Source organism: Pseudomonas paralactis (assembly GCF_001439735.1).
GTDB lineage: Bacteria > Pseudomonadota > Gammaproteobacteria > Pseudomonadales > Pseudomonadaceae > Aquipseudomonas > Aquipseudomonas paralactis.
Map to the genome: position 1 here is coordinate 498,030 of NZ_JYLN01000001.1, position 15,094 is coordinate 513,123.

The window sequence follows — 15,094 nt, forward strand, 5'->3', positions numbered from 1 at the left end:
GCCCGCAGTGTGCGCGGGCGAAACCAACGAAGAGCATTTGGGGGTATGAAGCGAGGTGACGACTCAGCTACCGCGATAGGTGGAATAGCTGTAAGGCGAAATCAACAGGGGTACATGGTAATGCTCTTGCTCGGCGCTGATGCCAAAGCGTAGTACCACTACATCCAGGAAAGCCGGCTCCGGCAATTGCACGCCACGGGCGCGGTAGTAATCGCCGGCGTTGAATTGCAGCTGGTAGACACCGCTGCGGTAATCGTCGCCTTGCAACAGCGGCGCATCGCAGCGGCCGTCGCTGTTGGTTGTAGCGGTAGCGACCAGCTCAAGCTGCGCACCTTCGACGCGGTACAGCTCAACCTTGATTGCGCTGCCGGGGCAACCGTGCGCGGCGTCCAAAACGTGTGTGGTTAAACGTCCCATGGCGTTTATGCGCCTCCCGAAGTCAGTCATAGAGAAACCCGCACTCTTTCAGGGCAGTGAAAAAGCCGGCGATGGCTGATTAAGACACTTTTCAGAAAAATTGTACACAATAAATTCAACAGCCTTCCAATCCCCCGTGGGAGCGAGCTTGCTCGCGAAAAACGCCAACGATGACGCGGGCTTTCAGGGTGAAACGTGGCGCCCTCAGGTTATTCGCGAGCAAGCTCGCTCCTGCAGTGGGCTTTTTCATTTTAACCTGACCACGCAGGCAAGTTTCTTGCAGAGACCCGCAGAGAGACCGTTCAGAAAAAATGCAGAAATGCAGGCTTACAAAGTTCGCAATAAGTTGTATACAATCACTCATCGCTGTGACGCCACTCAGTCATTTCACTGCCCGGACGCCACACACATCTGCTACCACGAACAAGAAGGAAGACTGCAGTGAGCGCTGACTACCCACGCGACCTGATCGGTTACGGCAGTAACCCTCCTCACCCCCACTGGCCGGGCAAGGCACGCATTGCGCTGTCGTTCGTACTCAACTACGAAGAAGGCGGCGAGCGCAATATCCTGCATGGCGACAAAGAGTCCGAAGCCTTCCTTTCGGAAATGGTCTCGGCCCAACCGCTGCAAGGCGAGCGCAACATGAGCATGGAGTCGCTGTATGAGTACGGCAGCCGTGCCGGTGTGTGGCGCATCCTCAAGTTGTTCAAAGAATTCGACATCCCGCTGACCATCTTCGCTGTGGCCATGGCCGCCCAGCGTCATCCGGATGTGATCCGCGCCATGGTCGCCGCCGGCCACGAGATTTGCAGCCACGGCTACCGCTGGATCGACTATCAGTACATGGACGAGGCCCAGGAGCGCGAGCACATGCTCGAAGCCATCCGCATCCTCACCGAACTCACCGGTGAACGCCCACTGGGCTGGTACACCGGTCGCACCGGCCCCAACACCCGTCGCCTGGTGATGGAGGAAGGCGGCTTCCTGTACGACTGCGACACCTACGACGATGACCTGCCCTACTGGGAACCCAACACCCCCAACGGCAAGCCGCACCTGGTGATCCCCTACACCCTGGACACCAACGACATGCGCTTCACCCAGGTGCAGGGTTTCAACAAGGGCGATGACTTTTTCGAGTACCTCAAGGATGCCTTCGACGTGCTGTATGCCGAAGGCGCCGAAGCGCCGAAGATGCTATCGATCGGCCTGCATTGCCGCCTGATCGGCCGCCCGGCACGCCTGGCCTCGCTCAAGCGCTTCATTGAATACGTCAAAGGCCATGAACAGGTGTGGTTCACCCGCCGCGTGGACATCGCCCGTCACTGGCACCAAACCCACCCTTTCCCGGGAGCGGCGAAATGACTGCGTTCCAAACCCTCAAACCTTCGACCTTGAGCCGCGACGCCTTCGTCCAGGCCTTTGCCGACATCTACGAACACTCGCCATGGGTGGCCGAAAAGGCCTTCGACCTGGGCCAGGACGCGTCGATCGACCAGATCGAAACCCTGCACCAGCGCATGAGCGATATCCTGTTGAGTGCTGATCACGCCTCGCAACTGGCGCTGATCAATGCTCACCCGGACCTGGCCGGAAAAGCTGCCGTCCAGGGCCAACTGACCCAAGCCAGCACCGATGAACAAGCGGGCGCGGGTATTCACCAATGCACGGCCGAAGAGTTTTCTCGCTTCACCGAGCTGAACGAGGCCTACAAAGCCAAGTTCAAGTTTCCCTTCATCATGGCGGTAAAAGGCAGCAACCGGCATCAGATCCTCGCCGCGTTCGAAACGCGCATCCACAACTCTGCGGACGCCGAGTTCAAGTGCGCGCTGGACGAGATCAACAAGATCGCGTTGTTCCGTTTACTGACCCTCTAGCAGTCCATCCCCAGCCACTCTATCTAAGGCAGACAAGAAGAATGAAAGCTTACGCCGTACCTTTCGAAAAGTTCGTCAACCTGGCCGACGCCCGCCTGGGCACCAAGATCATCTCGGTGACCGATGACTGGTTCGCTGACGCCAACCGCCTGTTCCAGCCGACACCGGCCGTGTGGAAGGAGGGCGTTTTCGATGACAACGGCAAGTGGATGGACGGCTGGGAGTCACGCCGCAAGCGCTTCGAAGGCTACGACAGTGCGGTGATCCGCCTGGGCGTGCCGGGTTCGATCAAAGGCGTGGACATCGACACTTCATTCTTCACCGGCAACTTCCCGCCGTCGGCCTCCCTGGAAGCCTGCTTCCTGGCCTCGGGCGAGCCGGATGCCAACACCCAGTGGGTGGAAGTGCTGTCGGCCGTCGAGCTGCAAGGCAACAGCCACCACTACCACGAGATCAACAACGACCAGGCGTTCAGCCACCTGCGCTTCAACATCTACCCGGATGGCGGCGTGGCCCGTCTGCGTGTGTACGGCGTGCCGTTCCGCGACTGGTCTTCGGTGGGCGACAACGAACAGGTCGACCTGGCCGCCGCGCTCAATGGCGGTCGTGCCCTGGCCTGTTCCGATGAACACTTCGGCCGCATGAGCAACATCCTCAACCCGGGCCGTGGCATCAACATGGGCGACGGCTGGGAAACCGCACGTCGTCGCACGCCAGGCAATGACTGGGTGATCGTCGCCCTGGGCCACCCGGGCGAAATCGAGAAAATCGTGGTCGACACCCTGCACTTCAAGGGCAACTACCCGGACACCTGCTCGATCCAGGGCGCCTTCGTGAAAGGCGGCACCGACAGCCAGATCGAAACCCAGTCGCTGTTCTGGCGTGAACTGTTGCCGTCGCAGAAACTGGAAATGCACGCCGAACACACCTTCGCCGAGCAGATCAAGGCGCTGGGGCCGATTACCCACATCCGCTTGAACGTGTTCCCGGATGGTGGTGTGAGTCGCCTGCGCGTGCTGGGCAAAGTGTCGAAATAAGCGGTGATGCCATCGCAGGCAAGCCAGCTCCCACAGGGGAATGCATTCCAAATGTGGGAGCGGGCTTGCCCGCGATAGCAATAGAACAAACAACACAGTATTCGGATAAGAAGACAGCCATGCGCACACTGATGATCGAACCTTTGACCAAAGAAGCCTTCGCCCCCTTCGGAGACGTTATCGAAACCGATGGCAGCGATCACTTCATGATCAACAACGGGTCGACCATGCGCTTTCACAAACTGGCCACGGTCGAAACCGCGAAGCCGGAAGACCACGCCATTATCAGCATCTTCCGCGCCGACGCGCAGGACATGCCGCTGACCGTGTGCATGCTGGAGAGACACCCGCTGGGCAGCCAGGCTTTTATACCGCTGCTCGGCAACCCCTTTCTGATCGTGGTCGCGCCACTTGGCGATGAACCTGTATCGGGCTTGGTCCGCGCCTTCGTTACCAACGGCAGGCAGGGCATTAATTACCATCGCGGCGTCTGGCACCACCCGGTGCTGACGATCGAAAAGCGGGATGACTTCCTGGTGGTTGATCGCAGTGGCACAGGCAATAACTGCGATGAGCATTTTTTCAAAGAGGATGAGCGTTTGATCCTCGCCCCCCACCAATAAGAGAAGGTCTGATCACCCGACAACAAGGGTGACAGGCGAGAGGTAAAGACTGTGGAAGCACATCTGTTGGAATGGCTGAACCTGAGCGTGCGCTGGGTTCACATGATCACTGGCGTCGCCTGGATCGGCGCTTCTTTCTACTTCGTCTGGCTGGAAAACAACCTTAATCGCGTCAACCCCAAGAACGGCCTGGCCGGTGACTTGTGGGCGATCCACGGTGGCGGTATCTACCACCTGGAAAAATACAAACTGGCCCCGCCGACCATGCCGGACAACCTGCACTGGTTCAAATGGGAAGCCTATTTCACCTGGATGTCGGGCGTCGCGCTGCTGTGCGTGGTGTTCTACTTCAACCCGACGCTGTACCTGCTCGCCCCCGGCAGCAGCCTCAGCGGCACCGAAGGCGTATTGCTGGGCATCGGCTCACTGTTCGCCGGCTGGTTCATCTACTCCTTCCTCTGCGACTCGGCCCTGGGCAAACGCCCTGCCCTGCTCGGCTTGATCCTGTTTGTGCTGTTGATTGCAGCGGCCTATGGCTTCAGCAAGGTGTTCAGCGGCCGTGGCGCCTACCTGCATGTGGGCGCGGTGATCGGCACGATCATGGTCGGTAACGTGTTCCGCATCATCATGCCCGCCCAGCGTGCGCTGGTGGCGGCCATCGCCGAGAACCGCACACCGGACCCGGCGCTGCCGGCCAAGGGTTTGCTGCGCTCACGGCACAACAACTACTTCACCTTGCCGGTGCTGTTCATCATGATCAGCAACCACTTCCCGAGCACCTACGGCAGCCAATACAACTGGCTGATCCTGGCCGGGATCGCCGTGGCGGCGGTGTTGGTAAGGCATTACTTCAATACCCGGCATGACAGCCAGAAGTATGCGTGGACCTTGCCGGTGGGCGCGTTGGCAATGATCAGCCTGGCGTATGTGACCGGGCCCAAGCCTGCCGAACCGATTGCCAAGGCACCGGCGGCGATCGAGTATCAGCCGCTGCCGGAAACCGCATTGGGCGGTGGTTTGAAACCCGCAGCGCCGGCAGCACCCGCCGCTGAACCGGCACCCGCCCAGGCCACCACGGACTTCGGTCAGGTACACCATGTGATCGAGCAACGCTGCACCGTGTGCCACTCGGCCAAGCCCACCAGCCCGCTGTTCAGCACCGCCCCGGCTGGGGTGATGTTCGACACACCGGCACAGATCCAGCAGCAGGCCGCGCGGATTCAAGCGCAGGCCGTGGCCAGCCAGATCATGCCGCTGGGCAACATCACCCAGATGACCCAGCAGGAGCGGGATTTGATTGGTTCCTGGATTAATCAGGGGGCCCGTACCAACTGACTGTTTCACACGGGACCTATGTGGGAGCAGGCAAGCCAGCTCCCACAATTGAGATCTGCCGTGTTTTGAAAATTGCTTTGCAAACAACACAAAAATAAAAAGATTCGAGGTGTTGCATGTCCCAGTTAGAAACGCAGACTCCTGCCGCGCCCGCCATGGTGCGGCTGCCCCTCTTGCAACTGATTCTGGTTGGCTTGCAACACGTCTTGCTGATGTACGGCGGCGCCGTCGCCGTCCCCCTGATCATTGGCCAGGCCGCAGGCTTGAGCCGTGAAGAAATCGCCTTTCTGATCAACGCCGACCTGCTGGTGGCCGGTATCGCCACCATGGTGCAGTCGTTCGGCATCGGCCCGGTGGGTATCCGTATGCCGGTGATGATGGGCGCCAGTTTTGCCGCGGTCGGCAGCATGGTCGCCATGGCCGGTATGCCCGGTATCGGTTTGCAGGGCATCTTCGGCGCGACCATAGCCGCCGGGTTCTTCGGTATGCTGATCGCGCCATTCATGTCCAAGGTGGTGCGCTTTTTCCCGCCGTTGGTGACCGGTACGGTGATTACCGCCATCGGACTTTCGCTGTTTCCCGTGGCCGTGAACTGGGCCGGTGGCGGCAGCGCTGCCGCCACGTTCGGCTCACCGGTGTACCTGGCGATTGCCGCCCTGGTATTGGCGACCATCCTGCTGATCAACCGCTTCATGCGCGGCTTCTGGGTGAATATCTCGGTGCTGATCGGCATGGGCCTGGGTTACGGATTGTGCGGGGCTATCGGCATGGTCGACCTCAGCGGCCTGGCCCAGGCGCCCTGGGTGCAGGTGGTGACACCGTTGCACTTCGGTATGCCCAAATTCGAGTTGGCGCCGATCCTGTCGATGTGCCTGGTGGTGGTGATCATCTTTGTCGAATCCACCGGTATGTTCCTCGCCCTGGGCAAGATCACCGGCCAGGAGGTCACGCCGAAAATGCTGCGCCGCGGCCTGTTGTGTGACGCCGGTGCGTCGTTTTTTGCCGGTTTCTTCAACACCTTTACCCACTCCTCATTCGCCCAGAACATCGGTCTGGTACAAATGACCGGCGTGCGCTGCCGCTCGGTCACGATCATGGCAGGGGCCTTTCTGATTGTGCTGAGCCTGTTGCCCAAGGCCGCCTACCTGGTGGCGTCGATCCCACCGGCGGTACTCGGTGGCGCAGCGATAGCCATGTTCGGCATGGTGGCTGCGACCGGGATCAAGATCCTGCAGGAAGCCGACATCGCCGACCGCCGCAACCAACTGCTGGTGGCGGTGAGCATCGGCATGGGCCTGATCCCCGTGGTACGCCCGGAGTTCTTCGCGCAGCTGCCACTGTGGATGAGCCCGATTACCCACAGCGGCATCGCCATGGCCACCCTCAGCGCGTTGTCGCTGAACATCCTGTTCAACATCCTCGGCGGCGCTGAACGCCCCGAAGTCGCCCATACGCATTGATTCCTTTGTTAGTACAAAAATAACAACAAACAGGGAACCCCCACATGCACAGCCTTGAACCGGGGCCGGCCACACGCCGCGCCCCATTCTCGCCCCTCGCGCTCTGTTACAGCGCACTTGAGCCCAGGCCTGGGAGCCAGTATTCTCCGCGCCCGCTCGAATCGACTCAAAAAAAAACAGCGAATGTAAAAGCTGACTTCAAGGCCAACTTATCCCGGCCTTATGTTTGCTGCCAAAGTGCGCAAAAGTCCTCTGAATTCGACTGCATCCGCTGCAGCCGACGGGGATTTTTTGGCTTTTCAAACACCTTGGCGCAGCTCTTGCTAAAAGCATTAAAGCTGACCGAACAGACGATTTTTGCAGCGAACCAAAAGGCGCCATACCAGAGCGCCTGCGTAGAAGAAAAAAAACCATAAAACTTTAACTCGGGAGCAACCGAATGAAACCCATGTTCAAAGGCCTGATGCTGGCGGGATCCCTGCTGGCGGGTGGCCAGGCCGTAGCCGGTGATTTGTTGCAGTGGCAGAACAACAGCCTGACTTACCTGTGGGGCAAGAGCTTTACCGTCAACCCACAGATCCAGCAAACCGTCACCTTCGAACATGCCGACGCATGGAAGTACGGCGACAACTTCTTCTTCCTCGACCGTATCTTTTACAACGGCAAGGAAGACGGCAATGTCGGCCCGAATACTTACTACGGCGAGTTCAGCCCGCGTTTGTCGTTCGGCAAGATCCTGGACAAGGACCTGTCGTTCGGCCCGATCAAGGACGTGCTGCTGGCCTTCACCTATGAGTTCGGCGAGGGCGATAACGAGTCCTACCTGCTGGGTCCGGCATTCGACTTGAACATCCCCGGTTTCGACTACTTCCAGTTGAACTTCTACCAGCGCCAGACCGAGGGCAATCGTCCGGGTGACGGTGTATGGCAGATCACTCCGGTCTGGTCGTACACCATCCCCGTGGGTAATTCCGACGTGCTGATCGACGGTTTCATGGACTGGGTGGTGGATAACGACAAGAACGCCCGCGGCACTTATCACGCCAACCTGCACTTCAACCCGCAGGTCAAATATGACTTGGGCAAGGCGCTGCATTGGGGCGACAAGCAGTTGTATGTGGGTTTTGAATACGACTACTGGAAGAACAAGTACGGGATTGAAGACAGCGGTGCCTTCAAGACGACTCAGGACACGGCAAGCTTCCTGGTCAAGTACCACTTCTAAAGGTCGATCGCGGTTCCCTGTGGGAGCTGGCTTGCCTGCGATCGCGGTGTGTCTGTACCAGCAGTGTTGGCTGGCATACCGCTATCGCAGGCAAGCCAGCTCCCACATTCAGTTCGGCGTCAGGCCGAGGAACCGAGCGATTTCTTCGCGCTTGGCCAGCGCATCCTTGCGCCCTAGTTCGATCAACTCGCTGCAATACCCCGCCTCGAACAGCAGATAACTCAACACCCCCGCCCCGCTGGTCTTGGTCGCCCCCGGCCCACGCAAGAACACACGCAACGCCGCCGGCAATTCCTGGCGATGTCGTGCAGCGATTTCATCGATGGGCTGGCTGGGCGCAATCACCAGCACATCCACCGGCGCCAGGCCCTGTACCGCGGCATCGGCAGGGACAACCCGACTGAACTGATTCAAGCGCTCCAGCAGTTCAATGTCGCTTTCCAGGCTGTCAATGAAGGTACTGTTGAGCATATGCCCACCGATTTGCGCCAGGGTCGGTTGCTGGCCGGTGTAGGTGCGCTGCGTCGAGGCTTCGTTACCCCTGGGATTGCCGCTCACACCGACGACCAACACACGGCTGGCCCCCAGGTGCAAGGCCGGGCTGATGGGCGCTGACTGCCGCACGGCGCCATCGCCAAAGTACTCTTCGTCAAGTTTGACCGGAGCGAACAACAGCGGAATCGCGGAGCTTGCCAATAGGTGCTCTACCGTCAATTGGGTCGGTATGCCAATGCGCCGATGACGCAACCAGGCATCGATGGTGCCGCCGCCCTGGTAGAAGGTCACCGCTTGCCCGGACTCATAACCAAAGGCCGTCACCGCCACCGCCTGCAAGTGCTTGCGGCGGATAGCCTCGTCGATGCCGTCCAGGTTCAAGCGCGCTTGCAGCAAGTCGCGCAGTGGGGAGCTATTGAGCAACGCCACCGGCACCTGGGCACCCAGGCCCAACAGGCTGTGGATCAGGAAGCGACTGGCCTGGCGTATGACTCCCGGCCAATCGCTGCGCAGCACCTGGTGGCTGCGAAAGCCTTGCCAGAACGCTGTCAGCCGTTGGACAGCCGCGCAGAAGTCACTGGCCCCACTGGCCAGGCTCACCGCATTGATCGCACCAGCCGAGGTGCCGACGATCACCGGAAAAGGATTCGGCGCCCCCGGCGGCAGCAACTCGGCAATTGCCGCCAACACCCCCACCTGATACGCCGCTCGCGCCCCGCCGCCGGAAAGAATCAAGCCTGTGACCGGTTCAACTGGGCGCATTGCGTCACTCCATGTGGCGAAAAGTTGGGCTTATCAACGTCATATCACGGCACGGTTATCGACGGCGCTTCTCGTATAGCTTGGGCTCACCCGGCGGCCGACTCTTGAAGCGGCGATGGGTCCACAGGTATTGCTCGGGGCAGTCGCGCACCGAGGCCTCGACCCATTGGTTGATGCGCAGGCAGTCGATTTCGTCGGTTTCACCCGGGAAGTCGGTCAACGGCGGATGGATCACCAAACGGTAACCGCTGCCATCGGCCAGGCGCTCCTGGGTGAACGGCACCACCAGCGCCTTGCCCAGGCGTGCGAACTTGCTGGTGGCAGTGACGGTGGCCGCCTGGATACCGAACAGCGGCACGAAGATGCTTTGCTTGGCGCCGTAGTCCTGGTCCGGTGCGTACCAGATGGCCCGGCCGGCGCGCAGCAGCTTGAGCATACCGCGCACGTCGTCGCGCTCCACGGCCAGGGAATCGAGGTTATGGCGTTCACGGCCACGGCGCTGGATAAAGTCGAACAGCGGGTTGCCGTGTTCGCGGTACATGCCGTCAATGGTGTGCTTCTGCCCCAGCAGCGCCGCGCCGATTTCCAGGGTGGTGAAGTGCAGGGCCATCAGGATCACGCCCTTGCCTTCCAGGTGCGCCTGGGTGAGGTGTTCCAGCCCTTCAACATGGGCCAGGCGCGCCAGGCGCGGCTTGGGCCACCACCAGCTCATGGCCATTTCAAAGAAGGCGATACCGGTGGAGGCAAAGTTTTCCTTGAGCAGGCGTTTGCGTTCTTTGGCGGATTTTTCCGGGAAGCACAGTTCAAGGTTGCGCGCCGCAATACGGCGACGATCGCCAGCCACACGGTACATGCTCGCGCCCAGCAGGCGACCAATGGTCAACAACGCCCGGTACGGCAACTGGGTGACCAGCCACAGCAGGCCGAGCCCCAGCCATAGCAGCCAAAAACGCGGGTGAAGAAATACAGCTCGAAAACGCGGGCGATCCATTACAGATTCCGGTAAAGACAAGGGCCGCGCATTCTACAACGGTTCGACTCGGCTTGCGGCGGGTGAGTGTTCTCGTTATAAGTCTCGACACTTTTCGTGACAAGCCGCTTTCGCCGACCATGAGCCAAACCGAACCGCTAGACCAAGATCCCGTGTTCCAGCTAAAAGGCAGCATGCTCGCCATTACCGTGCTGGAACTGGCCCGCAATGACCTCGATGCCCTGGACCGCCAACTGGCCGCCAAGGTCGCCCTGGCGCCTAACTTTTTCAACAACGCCCCGCTGGTGCTGGCCCTGGACAAGCTGCCGGCCGGCCAGGGCGTGATTGATTTGCCCGGGCTGATGCGCGTGTGCCGCTCCCATGGCCTGCGCACCCTGGCGATTCGTGCCAGCCGCATCGAAGACATTGCCGCCGCCATCGCCATTGAACTGCCAGTACTGCCACCGTCCGGTGCCCGCGAGCGTCCCCTGGAACCGCCGGTCGGTGAAGAGAAGAAAAAACCGGAAAAACCACCCGAGCCTGCGATCAAGCCTACAAAGATCATCACCTCGCCGGTACGCGGCGGGCAGCAGATTTATGCGCAGGGCGGTGACCTTGTGGTGATCTCCTCGGTCAGCCCGGGGGCGGAACTTCTCGCCGATGGCAACATCCATGTATACGGCCCGATGCGCGGACGTGCCCTCGCCGGCATCAAGGGTGATACCAGAGCGCGGATTTTCTGCCAGCAGTTGACCGCCGAGCTGGTTTCCATCGCGGGTCAGTACAAGGTTTCCGAAGATTTGCGCCGTGATCCGCTGTGGGGCGCTTCGGTACAGGTCAACCTGTCGGGCGATGTGTTGAACATCATCCGGCTTTAACGGATACTGCCGCATTTTCCAAGCATCTCTAGACTCTGATAGCAAAGCGAAACCGGCAAGACTTGTGTAGGACTAATTGGAAGTTGGTGTTTCCCCATGGAAACTCCTTCTTTTTCCTGCAAAGGCTGTCCGCCTGCAGCGAGTTTCAAGAGATGTTTTTCAGGGACCGAAAGTCCTTTTTCCTTAGGGGTGAAACACCTTGGCCAAGATTCTCGTGGTTACATCCGGCAAGGGTGGTGTGGGTAAGACCACCACCAGCGCCGCTATCGGTACCGGCCTCGCTCTGCGCGGCCACAAGACAGTCATCGTCGACTTCGACGTCGGTTTGCGTAACCTCGACCTGATCATGGGCTGCGAACGCCGCGTGGTGTACGACTTCGTCAACGTGGTGAACGGCGAAGCCAACCTGCAACAGGCCCTGATCAAGGACAAGCGCCTTGAGAACCTGTATGTACTGGCCGCCAGCCAGACCCGCGACAAAGACGCGCTGACCAAGGAAGGCGTGGGCAAGGTTCTGGCCGAGCTCAAGGAGACTTTCGAATACGTGGTGTGCGATTCCCCGGCCGGTATCGAAACCGGTGCTCACCTGGCGATGTACTTCGCCGATGAAGCCATCGTGGTGACCAACCCGGAAGTCTCCTCGGTACGTGACTCGGACCGTATGCTGGGCCTCTTGGCCAGCAAGTCCAAGCGCGCCGAAGAAGGCCAGGACCCGATCAAGGAACACCTGCTGCTCACTCGCTACAACCCGGAGCGCGTCAACAATGGCGAAATGCTCGGCGTTGAAGACGTGAAGGAAATCCTCGCCGTCACCCTGCTGGGCGTGATTCCGGAATCCCAGGCCGTCCTGAAGGCATCCAACCAGGGCGTGCCGGTGATTCTTGACGACCAGAGTGACGCCGGCCAGGCGTACAGCGATGCAGTCGATCGCTTGCTGGGCAAGACCGTGGAACACCGCTTCCTCGATGTTAAGAAGAAGGGATTCTTCGAGCGTATCTTTGGAGGCAACTAAACAATGAAATTTCTCGACTTCTTTCGCGCCAACAAAAAGCCAAGTACCGCGTCGGTAGCGAAAGAGCGTCTACAGATCATCGTGGCGCACGAACGCGGCCAACGCAGCACGCCGGATTACCTGCCAGCCTTGCAGAAGGAACTGGTCGAGGTGATCCGCAAGTACGTCAATATCGGCAACGATGACGTGCATGTCGCTCTGGAAAATGACGGCAGCTGCTCGATTCTGGAACTCAATATCACCCTGCCCGATCGTTGATCGAAAGGGCGGTCGCCACGGCGGCTCCGCTACCTGGCCCCTGTACTGCTGTAGGAGCGAGCTTGCTCGCGAAGAACCTGAGAACACCGCGTTTCACCTGAATGAACGCGGTGCCGATGAGTTCTTCGCGAGCAAGCTCGCTCCTACAGGGTGAGGGGGCAGTCAGTGGAGCCGCCGTTGGCGTTTGTTACGAGGCTGTTTAATGCCGCTGTCCAATATCCACATCCTGCATCAGGACGACGCCGTCCTGGTGGTGAACAAGCCGACCCTGCTGCTTTCGGTGCCTGGTCGTGCCGACGACAACAAGGATTGCCTGATCACCCGCCTGCAGGAAAACGGCTACCCCGAAGCCCGCATCGTCCATCGCCTGGACTGGGAAACCTCAGGGATCATCCTGCTGGCCCGGGACGCGGATACCCACCGCGAACTGTCCCGCCAGTTTCACGACCGTGAAACCGAAAAGGCCTACACCGCACTGGCCTGGGGCCAACCGGCACTGGACAGCGGCAGTATCGACCTGCCCCTGCGCTACGACCCGCCGACCAAGCCCCGCCACGTGGTCGACCATGAGTTCGGCAAACATGCACTGACCTTCTGGAAAGTGCTGGAGCGTTGTGGCGACTGGTGCCGCGTGGAACTGACGCCGATCACCGGGCGCTCGCACCAGTTGCGTGTGCATATGCTCTCCATTGGGCACCCGTTGCTCGGTGATGGCTTATACGCGCACGAACAAGCCCTGACCGCCTGGCCACGCCTGTGCCTGCATGCAAGCATGCTCAGCTTCACCCATCCGCAAAGCGGCGAGCGCCTGCGCTTCGAGTGCCCAGCCCCTTTTTGAAGGGCTGATGCGGTCAAATGTGGGAGCTGGCTTGCCTGCGATATCGGCGTGCCAGCCACTACATCTGGCACAGAAAGACCGCTATCGCAGGCAAGCCAGCTCTCACAGGGTTTGGTGTGGTTCTCGGCCATGCACGCTCACTCCAAATATCTGGCCAATACGGTAAACTCTCGCCACTGCTGTCTGGAGCTAATTATGCGCGAAGCGTTGAATCAAGGCCTGATCGACTTCCTCAAGGCCTCCCCTACTCCTTTTCATGCCACAGCCGCCCTCGCCCAGCGCCTGGAAGCGGCCGGTTACCAGCGGCTCGACGAGCGCGACACCTGGGCCACCGAGGCCAACGGTCGCTACTACGTGACCCGCAACGACTCCTCGATCATCGCCTTCAAGCTCGGCCGCCACTCGCCGCTGCTGGGCGGCATCCGCCTGGTTGGCGCCCACACCGACAGCCCGTGCCTGCGGGTCAAACCTCAGCCTGAGCTGCAAAGGCAGGGGTTCTGGCAGTTGGGCGTGGAAGTCTACGGCGGCGCACTGCTGGCGCCGTGGTTCGACCGCGACCTGTCGCTGGCCGGCCGCGTCACCTTCCGCCGCGACGGCAAGGTCGAAAGCCAACTGATCGACTTCAAGCTGCCGATCGCCATCATCCCCAACCTGGCCATTCACTTGAACCGTGAGGCCAACCAGGGTTGGGCGATCAATGCCCAGACCGAGCTGCCGCCGATCCTTGCGCAATTTGCCGGTGACGAACGCGTGGACTTTCGCGCCGTGCTCACCGAGCAGCTGGCCCGCGAGCATGGGCTGAACGCCGATGTGGTGCTCGACTACGAGCTGAGCTTCTACGACACCCAAAGCGCGGCAGTTATCGGCCTCAATGGCGACTTCATCGCAGGGGCGCGCCTGGACAACCTGCTGTCGTGCTACGCCGGCCTGCAAGCCCTGCTGACCAGCGAGACCGACGAAACCTGTGTGCTGGTGTGCAACGACCACGAAGAAGTCGGCTCCTGCTCGGCCTGTGGCGCCGATGGCCCGATGCTGGAACAGACCCTGCGCCGCCTGTTGCCTGAAGGTGATGAATTCGTACGCACCATTCAGAAATCACTGCTGGTATCGGCGGACAACGCCCACGGCGTGCACCCTAACTACGCCGAGAAGCACGACGCCAACCACGGCCCGAAACTCAATGCCGGCCCGGTGATCAAGGTCAACAGCAACCAGCGTTACGCCACCAACAGCGAAACCGCCGGGTTCTTCCGTCATCTGTGCATGGCCGAGGAAGTGCCGGTACAGAGCTTTGTGGTGCGCAGCGACATGGGCTGCGGTTCGACCATCGGTCCCATCACCGCCAGCCACCTGGGCGTACGCACCGTGGATATCGGCTTGCCGACCTTTGCCATGCACTCGATCCGCGAGCTGTGCGGCAGCCATGACCTGGCACATCTGGTGAAGGTGTTGGGTGCGTTCTACGCCAGTCGCGATTTACCCTGAGACCGAGGCGCGCCCATCGCGGGCAAGCCCGCTCCCACATTTGATCTGTGAATGCATTTCAGTGTGGGAGCGGGCTTGCCCGCGATGGGTTTCCAAACAGATATAAAGCTATCTGACTCACGTCAACTGCACTTCTGCCAATCCGGCCTAGACTTGTCAGAACTTCCAGTCCGACAAGGCCGCCCCTCGCCATGATCTCAATGTCCTCCTTCCACGCCATGCTGATCCCCATCGTGATCGGCATGATCATGCTCGCGGTCGGCTTCAACTTTCGCGACAAGCCCCTCGGCGTGTTCGGCATGTGGATTGGTATGCTGTTGATCCTGGGCACCGTGGTCTACAAAATCCTCGCCAAGCTGGCGCAATGACAAATGCGCTCGCATTGGGCATAGCGGCCTCGTACACTCGGTCAATTCGTC

17 protein-coding genes are annotated in these 15,094 nt (G+C 60.1%); 14 read left to right on the forward strand and 3 right to left on the reverse strand.

From position 1 onward, the window contains the following. Window positions 1–63: 63 nt before the first annotated feature. Complete coding sequence (uraH, locus tag TX23_RS02380; RefSeq protein ID WP_034126134.1) at window positions 64–417, reverse strand: hydroxyisourate hydrolase; 354 nt, start codon at window positions 415–417, stop codon at window positions 64–66. A gap of 441 nt (window positions 418–858) precedes the next feature. Here uraH and puuE point away from each other — a divergent pair, with 441 nt between their 5' ends. From puuE to TX23_RS02415, 8 genes are all read left to right on the forward strand, one after another. After that, window positions 859–1,785 carry an allantoinase PuuE gene (puuE, locus tag TX23_RS02385; protein WP_057700857.1) on the forward strand — a complete coding sequence of 309 codons (927 nt, stop codon included), beginning with the start codon at window positions 859–861 and terminating at the stop codon, window positions 1,783–1,785. Continuing rightward, a complete protein-coding gene (gene uraD, locus TX23_RS02390; protein WP_047711477.1) occupies window positions 1,782–2,297 on the forward strand; it encodes a 2-oxo-4-hydroxy-4-carboxy-5-ureidoimidazoline decarboxylase in 516 nt (171 codons plus the stop codon). The genes puuE and uraD overlap by 4 nt, the downstream gene beginning before the upstream one ends. A 41-nt stretch (window positions 2,298–2,338) precedes the next feature. Next, the gene (alc, locus tag TX23_RS02395; protein WP_057700858.1) at window positions 2,339–3,334 is read left to right on the forward strand and encodes an allantoicase; all 996 of its coding nucleotides are present in this window, start codon (window positions 2,339–2,341) and stop codon (window positions 3,332–3,334) included. A gap of 119 nt (window positions 3,335–3,453) precedes the next feature. Then, window positions 3,454–3,957: an ureidoglycolate lyase gene (locus TX23_RS02400; protein ID WP_003192823.1), complete on the forward strand. Its 504-nt coding sequence runs from the start codon at window positions 3,454–3,456 to the stop codon at window positions 3,955–3,957. 51 nt (window positions 3,958–4,008) lie between these two features. Further along, window positions 4,009–5,292 (forward strand): urate hydroxylase PuuD, encoded by a 1,284-nt coding sequence (locus TX23_RS02405; protein ID WP_057700859.1) that lies wholly within the window; start codon window positions 4,009–4,011, stop codon window positions 5,290–5,292. 116 nt (window positions 5,293–5,408) lie between these two features. Continuing rightward, window positions 5,409–6,752, forward strand: coding sequence for a nucleobase:cation symporter-2 family protein (locus tag TX23_RS02410; protein ID WP_057700860.1), 1,344 nt, complete (start codon window positions 5,409–5,411; stop codon window positions 6,750–6,752). A 44-nt stretch (window positions 6,753–6,796) separates the two neighbouring features. Beyond that, window positions 6,797–7,168: a hypothetical protein gene (locus TX23_RS27950; protein WP_157243895.1), complete on the forward strand. Its 372-nt coding sequence runs from the start codon at window positions 6,797–6,799 to the stop codon at window positions 7,166–7,168. Window positions 7,169–7,191: 23 nt separating this feature from the next. Continuing rightward, window positions 7,192–7,977 (forward strand): outer membrane protein OmpK, encoded by a 786-nt coding sequence (locus tag TX23_RS02415; protein WP_003192827.1) that lies wholly within the window; start codon window positions 7,192–7,194, stop codon window positions 7,975–7,977. A 108-nt stretch (window positions 7,978–8,085) separates the two neighbouring features. Here the strand turns inward: TX23_RS02415 and TX23_RS02420 are convergent, their stop codons facing one another. Together TX23_RS02420 and TX23_RS02425 are read right to left on the reverse strand one after the other, a co-directional pair. After that, complete coding sequence (locus tag TX23_RS02420) at window positions 8,086–9,234, reverse strand: patatin-like phospholipase family protein (protein ID WP_057700861.1); 1,149 nt, start codon at window positions 9,232–9,234, stop codon at window positions 8,086–8,088. 55 nt (window positions 9,235–9,289) lie between these two features. After that, the gene (locus tag TX23_RS02425; protein ID WP_057700862.1) at window positions 9,290–10,225 is read right to left on the reverse strand and encodes a lipid A biosynthesis lauroyl acyltransferase; all 936 of its coding nucleotides are present in this window, start codon (window positions 10,223–10,225) and stop codon (window positions 9,290–9,292) included. A 119-nt stretch (window positions 10,226–10,344) separates the two neighbouring features. On the opposite strand from TX23_RS02425, the gene minC reads away from it, so the two are divergent. The 6 genes from minC (at window position 10,345) to TX23_RS28140 (ending at window position 15,043) form a co-directional block, all read left to right on the forward strand. Beyond that, window positions 10,345–11,082 carry a septum site-determining protein MinC gene (minC, locus tag TX23_RS02430; RefSeq protein WP_057700863.1) on the forward strand — a complete coding sequence of 246 codons (738 nt, stop codon included), beginning with the start codon at window positions 10,345–10,347 and terminating at the stop codon, window positions 11,080–11,082. 199 nt (window positions 11,083–11,281) lie between these two features. Then, window positions 11,282–12,094 (forward strand): septum site-determining protein MinD, encoded by an 813-nt coding sequence (minD, locus tag TX23_RS02435; protein ID WP_003192835.1) that lies wholly within the window; start codon window positions 11,282–11,284, stop codon window positions 12,092–12,094. Window positions 12,095–12,097: 3 nt separating this feature from the next. Further along, window positions 12,098–12,352 (forward strand): cell division topological specificity factor MinE, encoded by a 255-nt coding sequence (gene minE, locus TX23_RS02440; protein ID WP_003175252.1) that lies wholly within the window; start codon window positions 12,098–12,100, stop codon window positions 12,350–12,352. A 202-nt stretch (window positions 12,353–12,554) separates the two neighbouring features. Further along, on the forward strand, window positions 12,555–13,190 hold the full coding sequence (locus tag TX23_RS02445; RefSeq protein WP_057700864.1) for an RluA family pseudouridine synthase: 636 nt from the start codon (window positions 12,555–12,557) through the stop codon (window positions 13,188–13,190). A 195-nt stretch (window positions 13,191–13,385) separates the two neighbouring features. Further along, window positions 13,386–14,675: a M18 family aminopeptidase gene (locus TX23_RS02450; RefSeq protein WP_057700865.1), complete on the forward strand. Its 1,290-nt coding sequence runs from the start codon at window positions 13,386–13,388 to the stop codon at window positions 14,673–14,675. Window positions 14,676–14,866: 191 nt separating this feature from the next. Beyond that, on the forward strand, window positions 14,867–15,043 hold the full coding sequence (locus tag TX23_RS28140) for a hypothetical protein (protein WP_005789968.1): 177 nt from the start codon (window positions 14,867–14,869) through the stop codon (window positions 15,041–15,043). Window positions 15,044–15,094: the final 51 nt, after the last annotated feature.